This window comes from Streptomyces sp. (genome assembly GCF_019510245.1).
In the GTDB taxonomy this organism is placed as follows: domain Bacteria; phylum Actinomycetota; class Actinomycetes; order Streptomycetales; family Streptomycetaceae; genus Streptomyces.
Genome location: NZ_JAEKKT010000127.1, coordinates 86,228 through 100,505, shown reverse-complemented (window position 1 = coordinate 100,505; position 14,278 = coordinate 86,228). Strand labels below are relative to the sequence as shown.

The 14,278-nt window shown below is 70.1% G+C and carries 10 protein-coding genes, 1 tRNA gene and 1 pseudogene; 5 read left to right on the top strand and 7 right to left on the bottom strand.

Annotated elements, in window-relative coordinates; all coding sequences use genetic code 11:
* Window positions 1-91 precede the first annotated feature (91 nt).
* The 5 genes and pseudogenes from JF597_RS15085 to JF597_RS15065 form a co-directional block, all read right to left on the bottom strand.
* Window positions 92-1,488 (bottom strand): annotated as a pseudogene (locus JF597_RS15085) (OFA family MFS transporter).
* Between the two features lies 1 nt (window position 1,489).
* Entirely contained in the window at window positions 1,490-2,878 is a 1,389-nt protein-coding gene (locus tag JF597_RS15080; RefSeq protein ID WP_293994344.1) for an OFA family MFS transporter, read from the bottom strand.
* 126 nt (window positions 2,879-3,004) lie between these two features.
* A complete protein-coding gene (locus tag JF597_RS15075; RefSeq protein WP_293994584.1) occupies window positions 3,005-5,164 on the bottom strand; it encodes an acetate--CoA ligase family protein in 2,160 nt (719 codons plus the stop codon).
* Window positions 5,165-5,168: 4 nt separating this feature from the next.
* Window positions 5,169-6,401: a formyl-CoA transferase gene (frc, locus tag JF597_RS15070; RefSeq protein WP_293994342.1), complete on the bottom strand. Its 1,233-nt coding sequence runs from the start codon at window positions 6,399-6,401 to the stop codon at window positions 5,169-5,171.
* A 12-nt stretch (window positions 6,402-6,413) separates the two neighbouring features.
* Window positions 6,414-8,096 carry a thiamine pyrophosphate-binding protein gene (locus JF597_RS15065; protein ID WP_293994340.1) on the bottom strand — a complete coding sequence of 561 codons (1,683 nt, stop codon included), beginning with the start codon at window positions 8,094-8,096 and terminating at the stop codon, window positions 6,414-6,416.
* Window positions 8,097-8,240: 144 nt separating this feature from the next.
* On the opposite strand from JF597_RS15065, the gene sucC reads away from it, so the two are divergent.
* The 3 genes from sucC to JF597_RS15050 are packed head-to-tail and all read left to right on the top strand — an operon-like array spanning window position 8,241 to window position 11,878.
* On the top strand, window positions 8,241-9,371 hold the full coding sequence (sucC, locus tag JF597_RS15060) for an ADP-forming succinate--CoA ligase subunit beta (protein ID WP_293994338.1): 1,131 nt from the start codon (window positions 8,241-8,243) through the stop codon (window positions 9,369-9,371).
* Window positions 9,372-9,382: 11 nt separating this feature from the next.
* Window positions 9,383-10,312 (top strand): succinate--CoA ligase subunit alpha, encoded by a 930-nt coding sequence (gene sucD / locus JF597_RS15055; protein WP_293994336.1) that lies wholly within the window; start codon window positions 9,383-9,385, stop codon window positions 10,310-10,312.
* A 3-nt stretch (window positions 10,313-10,315) separates the two neighbouring features.
* On the top strand, window positions 10,316-11,878 hold the full coding sequence (locus JF597_RS15050; RefSeq protein WP_293994334.1) for an aldehyde dehydrogenase family protein: 1,563 nt from the start codon (window positions 10,316-10,318) through the stop codon (window positions 11,876-11,878).
* On the opposite strand, the gene JF597_RS15045 is transcribed toward JF597_RS15050, so the two are convergent.
* Window positions 11,868-12,782: an LLM class flavin-dependent oxidoreductase gene (locus JF597_RS15045; protein WP_293994331.1), complete on the bottom strand. Its 915-nt coding sequence runs from the start codon at window positions 12,780-12,782 to the stop codon at window positions 11,868-11,870. The genes JF597_RS15050 and JF597_RS15045 overlap by 11 nt on opposite strands.
* A 61-nt stretch (window positions 12,783-12,843) precedes the next feature.
* Between JF597_RS15045 and JF597_RS15040 the strand changes: the two genes are divergently transcribed.
* Together JF597_RS15040 and JF597_RS15035 are read left to right on the top strand one after the other, a co-directional pair.
* Window positions 12,844-13,269, top strand: a complete 426-nt coding sequence (locus JF597_RS15040) for a MarR family winged helix-turn-helix transcriptional regulator (RefSeq protein WP_293994329.1) — start codon at window positions 12,844-12,846, stop codon at window positions 13,267-13,269.
* 137 nt (window positions 13,270-13,406) lie between these two features.
* A tRNA-Leu gene (locus tag JF597_RS15035) sits at window positions 13,407-13,494 on the top strand.
* Window positions 13,495-13,695: 201 nt separating this feature from the next.
* Here the strand turns inward: JF597_RS15035 and JF597_RS15030 are convergent.
* A complete protein-coding gene (locus JF597_RS15030) occupies window positions 13,696-14,265 on the bottom strand; it encodes a cytochrome P450 (RefSeq protein ID WP_293994327.1) in 570 nt (189 codons plus the stop codon).
* Between the last annotated feature and the right edge of the window lie 13 nt (window positions 14,266-14,278).

Below are 14,278 nucleotides of genomic sequence, written 5' to 3'. Positions count from 1 at the left end.
CACGGTGTTGTCCGGGAAGGCGGAGGGGACCGTCCCTGGTACGGGAGCGGCTGAGTCCCGGCCCCTGGTCCGGGACCCAGCATGCCGACGGTCAGGTCGCCGTCTGTGGTTGTACCACGCCCACCTTCGCCCTCGTCCCCCGCCCCGGCTGCCGCAACAGCAGCGCCACCCCCGCCGCCACCATCGAGACCCCGCCCGCCAGGGCGTACGCGCCGTTGTAGCCCCAGGCGCCGACGACCATGGAGCCGAGGCCGCCGCCGAAGAGGCCGCTGATGAGTTTGCCGCTGTAGACGAGGCCGTAGTTGGTGGCGTTGTAGTTCTCGCCGAAGTAGTCCGGGGTGAGGGCGGCGAAGAGCGGGTAGAAGGCGCCGCCGCCGAAGCCGGAGAGGAAGGCGAAGAACAGGAACAGCCACTCGCTCTTGATGTCACCGGCCCAGATCACCCCGAACTGGGCGAGGCCGAGGACGACGATGACGAAGACGAGGGTCGGCTTGCGGCCGAGGCGGTCGGAGAGCCAGCCGACCACCCCGCGGCCTATGCCGTTGATGACCGCCATCACGCCCATGGACGAGGCCGCGACCAGGGGGCCGAAGCCGACGTCCTTCGCGAAGTCCACCTGGAAGGAGATACCGAAGATCGAGACGCCGGCCGTCATGACGATGGAGATCCACATCAGGGGGAGCATGCCGGTGCGGATCGCCTCCTTGGGGGTGAACTGGCGTACCGCGGGCGGGTTCTTGACGAGAGCCGTGGCGGTCCGGGTGCCGGCCGAGTGGGTGAGCGGGTCGACGTCGGCCGGCCACCAGTTCTTCGGCGGGTCCTTGAAGAAGAACGCGGTGACGAGGACCACGACCATCACGTAGGCGCCGATGAGGTCCAGGACTCGGTGGTAGTTCGCCGTGTCGAAGGCGTAGTTGAAGATGAAGATGAAGGGGAGCGAGCCGTAGGCGAAGCCGCCGTTCACGAAACCCGTGCGGGCGCCCCGGCGTTCGGGAACCACTTGCCGACCATGTTGATGCAGGTCGCGTAGACGAGGCCGGAGCCGAGGCCGCCGATCACGCCGAAGCCGATGATCGCCAGCCAGATCTCGCTGATGTGGGAGAGGGCCAGGAAGCCGATCAGGCACATCACGGAGCCGGTGTACATCGCCCGGCGGGCCGTGAGGATGCCCTTCTCGCGCAGCCAGCCCGCCGGGAAGGCGATGCCGGCCTGGAAGAACACCCAGACGCTCAGGATCCAGAAGGTGTTGGACTGCGTCCAGCCGTGCGCGTGGGACAGGGTGTCCTCCGCGGAGCCGTACGCGTACTCGAAGACGCTGATGGCCATCATGGCGATCCAGGGGAGGTACACCATGATGTTGCGGGAGTGGCCGAGGATGTCCCGGTCGGTCTCGCCGATCCGGTAGACGCGGCCGCGGGCGTCCGTGACCTCGCGGTACGGGCGGTGTCCGGCACCGGTGCTGTTCGTGGCTACAGGGTCTGCCGACATGTCACGCCATCTCCTCGCCGAGCGGATGCGGGTTGGGGACGATGCGCCGGGCGTTGGGCCTGCCCGGTGCCTTGAGGAAGAGGGCCAGCACTGCGGAGGCCAGGCCGACGGAGCCCGCGAGCACGAACGCGCCGTGGTAGTCCCACTCACCGACGACGACCGCGCCCAGACCGGAGCCCACCAGGCCGGAGATCAGCTTGGAGCTGTAGACCATTCCGTAGTTGGTGGCGTTGTTGTTCTCACCGAAGTAGTCCGCCGTCATGGCCGCGAAGAGCGGGAAGATCGCCCCGCCGCCGAACCCGGAGACCATGGAGCAGAACAGGAAGAACGGCATGCTGTGCATCTGGCCGGAGACCAGCACGCCGAACTGCGCGGTGCCGAGCACGATGCACACGATGATGAGCGTGTTGCGGCGGCCGTACCGGTCGGAGATCCAGCCGATGACGCCGCGCCCGGTACCGTTGACGATCGCCTTCAGGGACATGGCCGTGGCGACGATCCCGCCCGCGAACCCCATGTCCTTGCCGAACGGCACCTGGAAGGCGATTCCGAAGATATTGATCCCGGCCGTGCAGAGCAGACAGAACCACATCATCCACAGGACGGGCGTACGGGCGGCCTCCTTGGGGGTGTACTGCTTGATCGCCGGCGGGTTCTTCTCCAACGCCCGCCGTATCTTGGGGTCCTGGGTCGCCTTCAGCGGATCGACGTGCGGCGGCCACCAGTTCTTCGGCGGGTCCTTGAAGAACCAGCCGGCCGACGCCACCACCAGGCACAGCCCGATACCGACCGCGGAGAGGACGACCCTGTAGTTGCTCAGGTCGAGCACCGAGGTGAAGAGGAAGACGAAGGGCACGGATCCGTAGGCGAAACCGCCGTTCACGAAGCCCGTCTTGCCGCCCTTGCGCTCCGGATACCACTTGCCGACCATGTTCACGCAGGTCGCGTAGACGAGGCCGGCGCCGATACCGCTGCACATGCCGAAGCCGAGGTAGGCGACGACCACGTTCGGTGCGAACGCCAGCGACAGGTAGCCGAGCAGCGTGCCCACCGCGCCGAGCAGCATGGCGGTACGCGCGGGGAGCCGTCCGCTCTCCCGCAGTTGCCCGGCCGGGAAGGCCACGGCCGCCTGGAAGAACACCCAGACGCCCATCAGCCAGAAGATGTGCCCGCTGCTCCACAGGTGCGCCTCGTGCAGCGTGTCCTCCGCCGACGTGAACGCGTACTCGGCGGAGCTGATGCCCATCATGCCCACCCAGGGCAGGACGACCATCCATTTCCGTGTCCGGCCCATGAGATCGACGTCGGTCTCGCCGATCCGGTACCTGCGGCCGTTGCGGTCCGTCACCTCCCTGAAGGGGACGGATGTCGGTAGATCGATGGATGACATGTTCGCTCAGCACCCCTTGCGTCGAAAGTTCTGGCCAGCGCCCCCTGTCCAATGCCTTTCGTGCGCGCACGGGTCCCGGGGCCGGCCGGGGACGCGCTCCGCCGACCGGCCCCTTCCTCGGTCACGTCATGACCCGCCCCCCGACAGTCGGTCCCCCAGCAGCCCCGCCGCCCGCGCCCAGCGGTACTTGGCGCCGAGCACGGCCACCGGCCGTTCGGTCGTGTACGGGTAGGCCACGACCCCCCGCTCGTACAGGTACTGGCAGGCCTCCTCGACCTCGACGTCCCCCGCGAGCGAGGCGACGACCGGCTTCTCGATGCCCCGCTCCCGGAACTCCGCGACCACTCGCGCGGTCAGCTCCGCGAACACCATCGGCGGGGTGACGATGGTGTGCCAGTAACCGAGGACGAGCGCGTGGATGCGCGGGTCCTCGAGCCCCAGCCGGATCGTCGCCTCGTACGTCGACGGCGGCTCGCCGCCCGTGATGTCCACCGGGTTGCCGGCGGCGCCGAAGGGCGGGATGAAGCGGCGGAACGCCTCGTCCAGGTCCGGCGGGATCTCCATCAGGGTCAGTCCGTTGTCCGTGATCGCGTCGGACAGCAGGACACCGCTGCCGCCCGCGCCGGTGATGATCACGACGTTGTCGCCCTGCGGGGGCGGCAGCACCGGCAGTCCGCGCGCGTACTCCAGCATGTCGTTGAGGCCCGGCGCCCGGATGACGCCCGCCTGACGCAGGATGTCGTCGTACACCGCGTCGTCGCCCGCGAGCGCGCCGGTGTGCGAACCTGCCGCCCTGGCGCCGGCCGCGGTACGGCCCGCCTTGAGGACCACGACCGGCTTCCTCGGTACGGTCGCCCGCGCGGCCTCCACGAAGGCGCGGCCGTCCTTCAGGTCCTCCAGGTGCATCGCGATGCACTCGGTGTGCGGGTCCTCACCGAACCAGGTCAGCAGGTCGTCCTCGTCCAGGTCCGACTTGTTGCCGAGGCCGACGATCGCCGACACCCCCGTCTTGGTGGTGCGCGCGAAGCCGAGGATCGCCATGCCGATCCCGCCCGACTGGGACGTCAGGGCCACGCCGCCCTTCACGTCGTACGGCGTGCAGAACGTGGCGCACAGGTCCTGCCAGGTGGAGTAGTAGCCGTAGATGTTCGGGCCGAGGAGGCGGATGCCGTGGCGCTCGCCGATGGCGACGATCTCCGCCTGGAGCTCGTCCTCGCCGGTCTCCGCGAAACCGGACGGGATCAGGACGGCGTTGGGGATCTTCTTCCGTCCCACCTCCTCCAGCGCGGCTGCCACGAACTTCGCTGGAATGGCGAAGACGGCCACATCCACCTCACCGGGAACGTCCGTGACACTCTTGTACGCCTTGCGGCCCAGAATGTCATCGGCCTTGGGGTTCACCGGATGGATCTCCCCGGCGAAGCCGCCGTCCACGAGGTTGCGCATCACCGAGTTGCCGATCTTGCCCTGCTCGTTGGAGGCACCGATCACGGCGACGGAGCGGGGCTGCATCAGTCGGCGCATGGAGGTGAGGATCTCCTCGCGCGAGTACTTCCTGCGCGCCACAGGCTGCTTCTCGGCCAGGATGATCCTGATGTCCGCGGCGACCGCGCCCTCCGCGGTCGCGATCACCGGGTTGAGGTCCACCTCGGCGATCTCCGGGAAGTCCGCGACCAGTTGGGAGACCCGGCGGATCTGCTCGGCGACCGCCCACCGGTCCACCCCGGCCTGCCCGCGCACCCCGCGCAGCACCTCGGCCGCCTCGATGGAGTCGAGCATCGACAGCGCCTCGTCGGCGGTGACCGGCGCGAGCCGGAAGGTCACGTCCTTCAGCACCTCGACCAGCACCCCGCCGAGGCCGAAGGCGACGACCTTGCCGAAGGTCGGGTCGGTGACCGCGCCGACGATCACCTCCGTGCCCTTCGGCAGCAACTCCTGGACCTGGACGCCCTCGATGCGCGCACCGGCGTCGTAGGCCTTCGCGTTCCCGACGATCCGGTGGAAGGCCGCCCGCACGTCCGCCGCGCCCGCCACCCCGACGACGACCCCGCCCGCGTCGGTCTTGTGCAGGATGTCCGGCGACACGATCTTCATGACGACCGGTCCGCCGAAGCGTGCCGCGTACGCCACCGCCTCGTCGACGTCGGTGGCCAGCTCCTCGCCCGGTACGGCGATCCCGTACGCGTCGGCGACCACCTTGCCTTCCGGCGCGGTGAGCGCCGTACGGCCCGCCGCGTGCACGGAGTCGAGGAGCTCGCGGACCCGCAGCTCCCGGTCCTCTGCCATCATCTCAGATCACCCCGTCCGACTTGAGCAGGCGCAACTCCTCGTCGCCGAGACCGAGTTCGCCGATGTAGACCGCTTCGTTGTGCTCGCCGAGCAGCGGCGAGCTGGTGACGTCGACAGGGGAGTCGGAGAGCTTGAGCGGGCTGCCGACGGTGACGAACTCGCCGCGCTCGGGGTGCGGGACGGTGACCACCATCTCGTTGGCGACCAGCGACTCGTCCTCGATGATCTCCTTGGTGGAGAGGATCGGCCCGCACGGGATGTTGTGCGCGTTGAGCTTCTCCAGTACCTCCCACTTGGGGAGCGTCGAGGACCATTCCTCGATCAGCTGGAACATCTTGTTGAGCTTGGGCAGGCGGGACTCCGGGGTCGCCCACTCGGGGTCGTCCGCGAGCTCGGGCCGGCCGATCAGCCGGGTGATCGGCTGCCAGCCGACGGGCTGCACGATGACGTACACGTAGTCGTTCGGGCCGCCCGGCGCGCACTTGACCGCCCAGCCGGGCTGGCCGCCGCCGGAGGCGTTGCCGGAGCGGGGCACCTCGTCGCCGAAGTCCTCGTTGGGGTACTCGGCGAGCCGGCCGTGGGTGAGCCGCTGCTGGTCGCGGAGCTTGACCCGGCAGAGGTTGAGCACGGCGTGCTGCATGGCGACGTTGACGCGCTGGCCGCGGCCGGTGCGCTCCCGCTGGAAGAGTGCCGCCAGTATTCCGGCTACTGTATGCACTCCGGTGCCGGAGTCACCGATCTGCGCGCCCGTGGCCAGCGGCGGCCCGTCCTCGAAGCCGGTGGTGGCCATCGACCCGCCCATCGCCTGGGCGACCACCTCGTACGCCTTGAAGCCGGTGTACGGGCCGTCCCCGAACCCCTTGATGGAGGCGTAGACGATCCTGGGGTTGATCTCCTTGATGCGGTCCCAGGTGAACCCCATCCGGTCGACCGCGCCGGGACCGAAGTTCTCCACCATCACGTCCGAGCGCCGGATCAGCTCGGTCAGGAGTTCCTTGCCGCGCTCGGTCTTGGTGTTGAGGGTGATGCTCCGCTTGTTGCAGTTGAGCATCGTGAAGTAGAGGGAGTCGACGTCCGGGAGGTCGCGCAGCTGCTTGCGCGTGATGTCACCGGTCGGCGCCTCCAGCTTGACCACGTCCGCGCCGAGCCAGGCGAGAAGCTGGGTGGCGGAGGGTCCCGACTGGACGTGGGTCATGTCGAGGACGCGAATGCCCTCAAGTGCCTTGGCGGTCATGGGCGTTCCACCTCACTTGTACATGGTCTGGTTCATGGTTCCGGGGGCGTACGCGTCCGGGTCGACCCAGACGTTGATCAGCGACGGCCTGCCCGACTCGCGGGCCCGGCGCAGCGCGGGGCCGATGTCCGCGGGGTCGCGGACCTCCTCGCCGTAACCGCCCAGCATCTGGGCGAACTTGTCGTAGTGGACGTCGCCGAGGGTGTTGCCGACCCGCTCGCGCTCCTTGCCGTACTTGGCGGCCTGGCCGTAACGGATCTGGTTCATCGAGGAGTTGTTGCCGACGATCCCGACGAAGGGGAGGTCGTAGCGGACCAGGGTCTCGAAGTCCCAGCCGGTGAGCGAGAAGGCGCCGGCGCCGAAGAGGGCGACCACCTCCTTGTCGGGGCGGGCCTGCTTGGCGGCGAGCACGAAGGGGACGCCGACACCGAGGGTGCCGAGCGGGCCCGGGTCCATCCAGTGGCCCGGTGACTTGGGCTGCACGACCTGCCCGGAGAAGGTGACGATGTCGCCGCCGTCGCCGATGTAGATCGAGTCCTCGGTGAGGAAGTCGTTGATCTCGCTGACCAGGCGGTACGGGTGGATGGGCGAGGCGTTCGACGTGAGGCTCGGCAGCCGCTTCTCCAGCGCGGTCTGCTCGGCGGCGCGCAGCTCGTCGAGCCACTCCTTGCGCTTGGAGGCTCCGCCGTCGACGCGTCCGGAAGCGGCCTCGGTCACGGACTTCAGGACGAGCCCCGCGTCCCCGACGATCCCGAGGTCGATGTCCCGGTTCTTGCCGACCGTGCGGTAGTCGAGGTCGATCTGGACGACGGTCGCGGTGGGGGAGAGGCGCTTGCCGTAGCCCATGCGGAAGTCGAAGGGCGTGCCGACGATCACGATGACGTCGGCGTTGGAGAACGCGTACCGGCGGGAGAGCTGGAAGTGGTGCGGGTCGCCGGGCGGCAGGGTGCCGCGTCCCGCGCCGTTCATGTACGCCGGGATGTTGAGGGTCCGTACCAGCTCGATGGCGTCCGCTGTGCCGCGGGTCGTCCAGACCTGGCTGCCGAGCAGGATGGCCGGCTTCTCCGCGTGCACGAGCAGGTCGGCGAGCTTCTCGATCGCCTCGGGGTCGCCGGCCGACCGGGTCGAGGCCCGGTAGGCGCCGGCCTTGGGGATGCGGGCCTGTGCGGCCGGGACCTTGGCGTCGAGGACGTCGCGGGGTATCTCCAGGAACGAGGGGCCGGGCGCGCCGTGGTAGCACTCGCGGAACGCCATGGAGACCATGTCGGCGGCGCGGGCGGTGTCCGGGACGGCCGCCGCGAACTTGGTGATCGGCGTCATCATGTCGACGTGCGGCAGGTCCTGCAGGGACCCCATCTTGTGCTGGGTGAGCGCCCCCTGGCCGCCGATCAGCAGCATCGGGGACTCCGCGCGGAAGGCGTTGGCGACCCCTGTGACGGCGTCGGTCGTACCCGGCCCGGCGGTGACTACCGCGCAGCCCGGCCTGCCGGTGATGCGCGCGTAGCCGTCGGCGGCGTGCGCTGCCACCTGCTCGTGGCGAACGTCGACGACTTCTATGCCCTCGTCGACGCAGCCGTCGTAGATGTCGATGATGTGGCCGCCGCACAGCGTGTAGATGCGGTCGACCCCCTCGGCCTTCAGCGCCTTGGCAACGAGATGACCACCGGAAATCACGTCCTGGGTGTCGTCGGGCATGGCGAAGTCCTGTCCCTTCGTAGGGGGTTGGAAGGCTCTCGCGGTACATTGCATACAGTCGACGAATACTGTATGAACCTTGTTATCCCGCATCCGGTGGGTGGTGTCCAGGGGGCGTGCGGCACTTTCAAGACGGGAGCCGAAATGGACCTGTACGAACACCAGGCAAGGGAACTCTTCGAAGATCACGGCATCGTGGTGCCGAGGGCCGAGGTCACCGACTCGCCCAAGGAGGCCCGGGAGATCGCCCGCCGGCTCGGCGGCAGGGTCGTCGTGAAAGCACAGGTGAAGACCGGCGGCCGGGGCAAGGCGGGCGGCGTGAAGCTCGCCGCCGACCCGGCCGCGGCGGAACTCACGGCACGTCAGATCCTCGGCATGGACATCAAGGGGCACCCGGTCGGCAAGGTGATGCTCGCCCAACCCGTGGACGTCGACAGCGAGTTCTACGTCTCCTACGTCCTCGACCGGGCGGCCGGCGGCTTCCTCGCGATCGCCTCCGCCGAGGGCGGCACGGAGATCGAGGAGGTGGCCGCCACCCGGCCGGAGGCGGTGGCACGGGTGCCCGTCGACCCCGCGGCCGGCGTCACCTCCGCCAAGGCCCAGGAGATCGCCGCGGCCGCCGGACTGCCGCCGCAGACCGTCGACGTCCTGGTACGGCTCTGGCAGGTACTGGTCCGCGAGGACGCGCTGCTCGTCGAGGTGAACCCGCTCGTGCGCACCACGGAGGGACGGATCCTGGCGCTCGACGGCAAGGTCACCCTCGACGGCAACGCCCGCTTCAGGCAGGCCCGTTGGGGCGCGGAGGCGGGTGAGTACCACGACCCGCTGGAGGCGACGGCCGCCGCGAAGGGACTCAACTACGTCAAGCTCGACGGCGAGGTCGGCATCATCGGCAACGGCGCGGGCCTGGTGATGTCCACCCTGGACGTGGTGGCCGGCTGCGGCGCACGGCCCGCCAACTTCCTGGACATCGGCGGCGGGGCATCCGCCCGGATCATGGCCGACGGACTGTCGGTGATCCTCTCCGACCCGTCGGTGAAGTCGGTCTTCGTCAACGTCTTCGGCGGGATCACCGCGTGCGACGCGGTCGCCGACGGCATCGTCCAGGCCCTGGAGACCGTCCGGCTGACCAGACCGCTGGTGGTCCGCCTCGACGGCAACAACGCGGCCCGCGGCCGGGCGATCCTCGACGGCCGCGCGCACCCCCTGGTCGAACAGGCCACCACCATGGACGGCGCCGCCCGCCGCGCCGCCGAACTCGCCGCCACCGCCTGAGGAGTCCTGTCATGGCGATCTACCTCACCAAGGAGAGCAAGGTCCTCGTCCAGGGCATGACCGGCGGCGAGGGCATGAAGCACACCCGGCGGATGCTCGCCGCCGGGACCGACGTCGTCGGCGGGGTCAACCCGCGCAAGGCCGGCCGTACCGTCGACTTCGACGTCCCCCAGTGCCTGAACGGCCTGGGAGGTACCCCCATTGCCGTCCCGGTCTTCGGCACGGTCGCCGAGGGCATGGCGGCGACCGGCGCCGACGTCACCGTCGTCTTCGTGCCGCCCGCCTTCGCCAGGGCCGCGGTGCTGGAGGCGGCCGACGCCGGCATCGGCCTCGCGGTGGTGATCACCGAGGGCATCCCGGTCCACGACTCGGTGGCCTTCACGTCGTACGCCAGGCGGACCGGCACCCGGATCATCGGGCCCAACTGCCCCGGCCTGATCACGCCCGGCCAGTCCAACGCCGGCATCATCCCCGCCGACATCACCAAGCCCGGCCGTATCGGCCTCGTCTCCAAGTCGGGCACGCTGACCTACCAACTCATGTACGAGCTGCGGGACATCGGGTTCTCCACCTGCGTGGGCATCGGCGGCGACCCCGTCGTCGGGACCAGCCACATCGACTGCCTGGCCGCCTTCGAGGAGGACCCCGACACCGAACTCGTCGTCCTCATCGGGGAGATCGGCGGCGACGCGGAGGAGCGGGCCGCCGCCTACGTCCGGGACCACGTCACCAAGCCCGTCGTCGGCTACATCGCCGGGTTCACCGCGCCCGAGGGCCGCACCATGGGCCACGCGGGCGCCATCGTCTCCGGTTCGGCCGGCACCGCGCGGGCCAAGCGGGAGGCGCTGGAGGCGGCCGGGGTGCGGGTGGGGAGCACGCCGACCGAGACCGCGGGGCTGGTCCTGGAGCTGCTCGACACCCGTCAGCCGGAAGGGAGCTGAGCGATGGCCCTCGACTCTCCGGCTCCTTCGGCCCCTCTGGTCCAGAAGCCCGGCACCGGCTGGCACGACGCCTGGGCGCGCTGTGTCGACCTCGCCCCCGAAGCCTTCCGCGACGACCGTGTCCTCAACCTCTGGGCCGCCGGCTGGCAGCCCGACGGCCGCCCGCTGCCGGCCACCAGTCCCGTCGACGGCAGCCCGATCGCCGGCGCGCCCCGCCTCGACCGCGCCACCGCGCGCAGGGCCGTCCGCGCCTGCCTCGACCAGCACCGCGCCTGGCGCCACATACCGCTGGAGGAACGCCGGGCCAGGGTGGCGGCCACCCTGGACGCCCTGACGGAACACCGCGAACTCCTCGCCCTGCTGCTCGTCTGGGAGATCGGCAAACCCTGGCGGCTGGCCCAGGCGGACGTGGACCGCGCGATCGACGGGGTGCGCTGGTACGTCGACGGGATCGGGCCGATGCTCGCCGGGCGCGGTCCGCTGGACGGGCCGGTGTCCAACATCGCCAGCTGGAACTACCCGATGAGCGTGCTCGTTCACGCGGTACTGGTCCAGGCCCTGGCGGGCAACGCGGTGGTGGCGAAGACGCCGACCGACGGCGGGGTCGCCTGTCTCACCCTGGCCTGCGCGCTGGCCGCCCGCGAGGGCCTGCCGGTGACACTGCTCAGCGGCAGCGGGGGCGAGCTGTCGGAGGCGCTTGTGCGGGCGCCCGAGATCGGCTGCGTCTCCTTCGTCGGCGGCCGGGACACGGGGGCGGCGGTGGCCACGGCCGTCACCGACCTCGGCAAGCGGCACGTACTCGAACAGGAGGGACTCAACACCTGGGGCATCTGGGACTTCACCGACTGGGCCGCGTTCACCGCCGTCGTCCCCAAGCTCTTCGACTACGGCAAACAGCGCTGCACCGCCTATCCGCGCTTCGTCGTCCAGCGCGAGCTGTTCGACGAGTTCCTCACGGTCTACCTCCCGGCGGTGCGCCGGCTCCGGATCGGCCACCCCCTCGCCGTCGCCGACCCCGCCGACCCGCCGCCCGAGCTGGACTTCGGCCCGTTGATCAACGCGGCGAAGGCCAAGGACCTGACCGACCAGGTGGCCGAGGCCGTCGACCGGGGCGCCGTCCCGCTGCACCGCGGCAGCCCGGCCGACGCGCGCTTCCTGCCCGGCCAGGACACGTCGTCGTACGTCCACCCCGTCACCCTCCTCAACCCTCCCCCCTCCTCACCGCTCCACCACGCGGAACCCTTCGGCCCGGTCGACACGATCGTCCTGGTCGACACCGAGGCCGAACTGCTGGCCGCCATGAACGCCTCCAACGGTGCACTGGTCGCCACCCTCTCCACCGACGACGAGGCCACCTTCGCGCGCCTGGCCCCGCAGATCCGCGCCTTCAAGATCGGCCACGGCAGGCCACGGTCTCGCGGCGACCGCGACGAGCTCTTCGGCGGCTTCGGCGCGTCCTGGCGGGGCGCCTTCGTCGGCGGGGAGCTGCTGGTGCGGGCGGTGACCCAGGGGCCGGCGGGGGAGCGGCTGCCGGGGAACTTCCCGGAGTACCAGCTCATGCCGTGACGGCTAGCACGGGGGCGATCACCTCCTCGGCGAGCCGTCGGGCAACGCCCTGCGGATAGGGGCGTGGCAGGCTCAGCACGATGTGGTTCATCCCGGCGCGTACCAGGGCGGTGACCGTGGCACGGGTCGCCGCCGGGTCGTCGTACGACACCAGGACCTGGACCGAACGGATGATCTCCGCCGGATCCCGGCCCAGTTCGGCGCAGTGCGCGTCCAGCACCCTGGCCCGCTCGGCGACGAACTCCACGGTGTTGTGCGGCGGCCCCGGCACGTTCCAGGCGTCGGCGTGCTCGGCGACCAGCCGCAGCAGGCGGGTGCCCCAGCCGCCGATCAGCAGCGGGGGCCCCGGGCGCTGCACCGGCTTGGGTTCGTTGCGCGTCCCCGTGAGCCGGTAGTACTCGCCCTCGAAGTCGAAGACGTCCCGGGTCCACATCAGTCTCAGGATCCGCACCGTCTCCTCCAGCCGGGCGATTCCCTCGGCCGGCGGCACGAGGGTGAGGCCGTACGCGTCGTACTCCGCGACCGCCGGGTTCTCCCCGGGGATCCCGCCGGCCCCGGGCGGCTGGTGTGTCCCGCCCACGCCCAGACCCAGGACCAGCCGCCCGTCCGAGACCACGTCCACCGTGGACGCCATCTTGCCGAGGAGCGCGGGCGGCCGGATCCGGTTGCTGGTCACCAGCAGCCCGAGGCGCAGCCGCCCGGTCTGCGCGGCCAGTGCGGCGAGCAGCGTCCAGCCCTCGTGCACGGCTCCGCCCTTCGGCCCCGCCACGGGCAGCAGGTGGTCCCAGAGCCAGGCGTCGGAGATCTCGGGTACGGCGTCGGCCTCCTGCCAGACGCGGCGGATGTCGCTGTAGGGGACATGCATGGGCGTGGTCTTGATTCCGAAACGCACGGTCGTCGTCATGACCGTCAGCGTATTAGATCGTCAGTCTTGCTGACGATCAATTCGCGATATCGTCTCTCGCATGGTCAGTGACCCCCTCGAATCCCGGCTGGGCTATCTGCTCAAGCACGTCCAGGCCGAGCTGGCGCGGACATCGGCCGAGGCTCTCGCGCCCTATGGCATGGACGGGCATGACCTGGCGGTGCTGGTGGCGCTCGCCGGGCCCGAGCCGCTGTCGCAGATCGAGGTGGCGGGGCGGATGGGGGTGGACCGGACGACGATGGTCGCGCTCGTGGACGGGCTGGAGCGGCGCGGGCTGGTCGAGCGCCGGCGCAGCCCGCAGGACCGGCGGCGCAACATCGTGGAGCTGACCGAGGCCGGGCGTGAGCGGATGGGGCGCGCGGAGGAGGCGCGGCGGGCCGCCGAGCGCCGCTTCCTCGCACCGCTGGACGACGCGACGGCCGCGACCCTCGTCCGGGCTCTGCGTGCGCTGCTGCCCGATCGGTAGCGGCCCCGGTACGCACGGTGAGACGGCGCCCACCTGCGGGTATGTCGACGGAAACGCAGGTGAAAGGCACTCCGAAAGCTTGGTATTGTTGTCCATGTCGCCGCGGGGAACACCCCCGGTCAGGCGGCAGACACCTGGTCCGGGTGGCGGAATGGCAGACGCGCTAGCTTGAGGTGCTAGTGCCCTTTATCGGGCGTGGGGGTTCAAGTCCCCCCTCGGACACCAATGAAACCCCAACTTGTGCGAGCCAGGGCAGCCTCAATGCCCTGGCTCGCACAAGCTGTTTCCGGGGTGGTAGGTGAGCTGGTCCAAGGTCCTGGTAGACGTCCGCCCTGTCCTGGGGGCCGGCGCCGGCGAGCACGTCGCGGACGCTGCCGAGTGATGTGATCACCCTTGTGGCCGGTGGGTCGGGTGAGCGACTGGCGATCAAGAGGTTCCGAAGGCAATGGCCAGTTTGTCCGGCTTGACGGTGATGGCCGTCTGAGGGCGGGGAGGGCGGGAGCCGAGGCGGAGACGGGGCCAGGTCTGCAGGATGGTCGCCAGGATGATCTGCATTTCGGTCCAGGCGAAGTTCTCTCCGATGCACTTGCGGCGGCCGTCTCCGAAGGCGAAGAGGGAATCGCGGGTTGTGGGTACGCGATCGGGGGGCCAGCGGTCGGGGTCGAAGGTGGCCGGTTCGGGGAAGTGGGCGGGGTCGTTCTGGTGGAGGTAGGGGCTCCACACGATGTCGGCGCCCTGCGGGATGTGGTGTCCGCCGAGGTCGAGGTCCCGGGTGGCGGTTCGGGTCACCATCCAGGCCGGCCCGTACTTGCGGACGGCTTCCTGTAGGACCTGCCGAACATACGGGAGCCGGTCGAGGTCTTCCTGGCGCAAGGGCCGGCCGTTGCAGACGGCGGCGAGTTCGGCGCGCAGACGCTGTTCGATCTCGGGGTGTCGGGTGAGCTCGTACAAGGTCCAGGCGAGGGTGGTGGCCGTGGTCTCGATCGCCGCGTTCATCAGGGTGATGGCT

Excerpts from the sequence above, each read along its gene's own strand:
- JF597_RS15080 (WP_293994344.1), bottom strand. The coding sequence starts at position 2,878 with ATGTCATCCATCGATCTACCGACATCCGTCCCCTTCAGGGAGGTGACG.
- JF597_RS15075 (WP_293994584.1), bottom strand. The coding sequence starts at position 5,164 with ATGGCAGAGGACCGGGAGCTGCGGGTCCGCGAGCTCCTCGACTCCGTG.
- frc (WP_293994342.1), bottom strand. The coding sequence starts at position 6,401 with ATGACCGCCAAGGCACTTGAGGGCATTCGCGTCCTCGACATGACCCAC.
- JF597_RS15065 (WP_293994340.1), bottom strand. The coding sequence starts at position 8,096 with ATGCCCGACGACACCCAGGACGTGATTTCCGGTGGTCATCTCGTTGCC.
- sucC (WP_293994338.1), top strand. The coding sequence starts at position 8,241 with ATGGACCTGTACGAACACCAGGCAAGGGAACTCTTCGAAGATCACGGC.
- sucD (WP_293994336.1), top strand. The coding sequence starts at position 9,383 with ATGGCGATCTACCTCACCAAGGAGAGCAAGGTCCTCGTCCAGGGCATG.
- JF597_RS15050 (WP_293994334.1), top strand. The coding sequence starts at position 10,316 with ATGGCCCTCGACTCTCCGGCTCCTTCGGCCCCTCTGGTCCAGAAGCCC.
- JF597_RS15045 (WP_293994331.1), bottom strand. The coding sequence starts at position 12,782 with ATGACGACGACCGTGCGTTTCGGAATCAAGACCACGCCCATGCATGTC.
- JF597_RS15040 (WP_293994329.1), top strand. The coding sequence starts at position 12,844 with ATGGTCAGTGACCCCCTCGAATCCCGGCTGGGCTATCTGCTCAAGCAC.
- JF597_RS15030 (WP_293994327.1), bottom strand. The coding sequence starts at position 14,265 with ATGAACGCGGCGATCGAGACCACGGCCACCACCCTCGCCTGGACCTTG.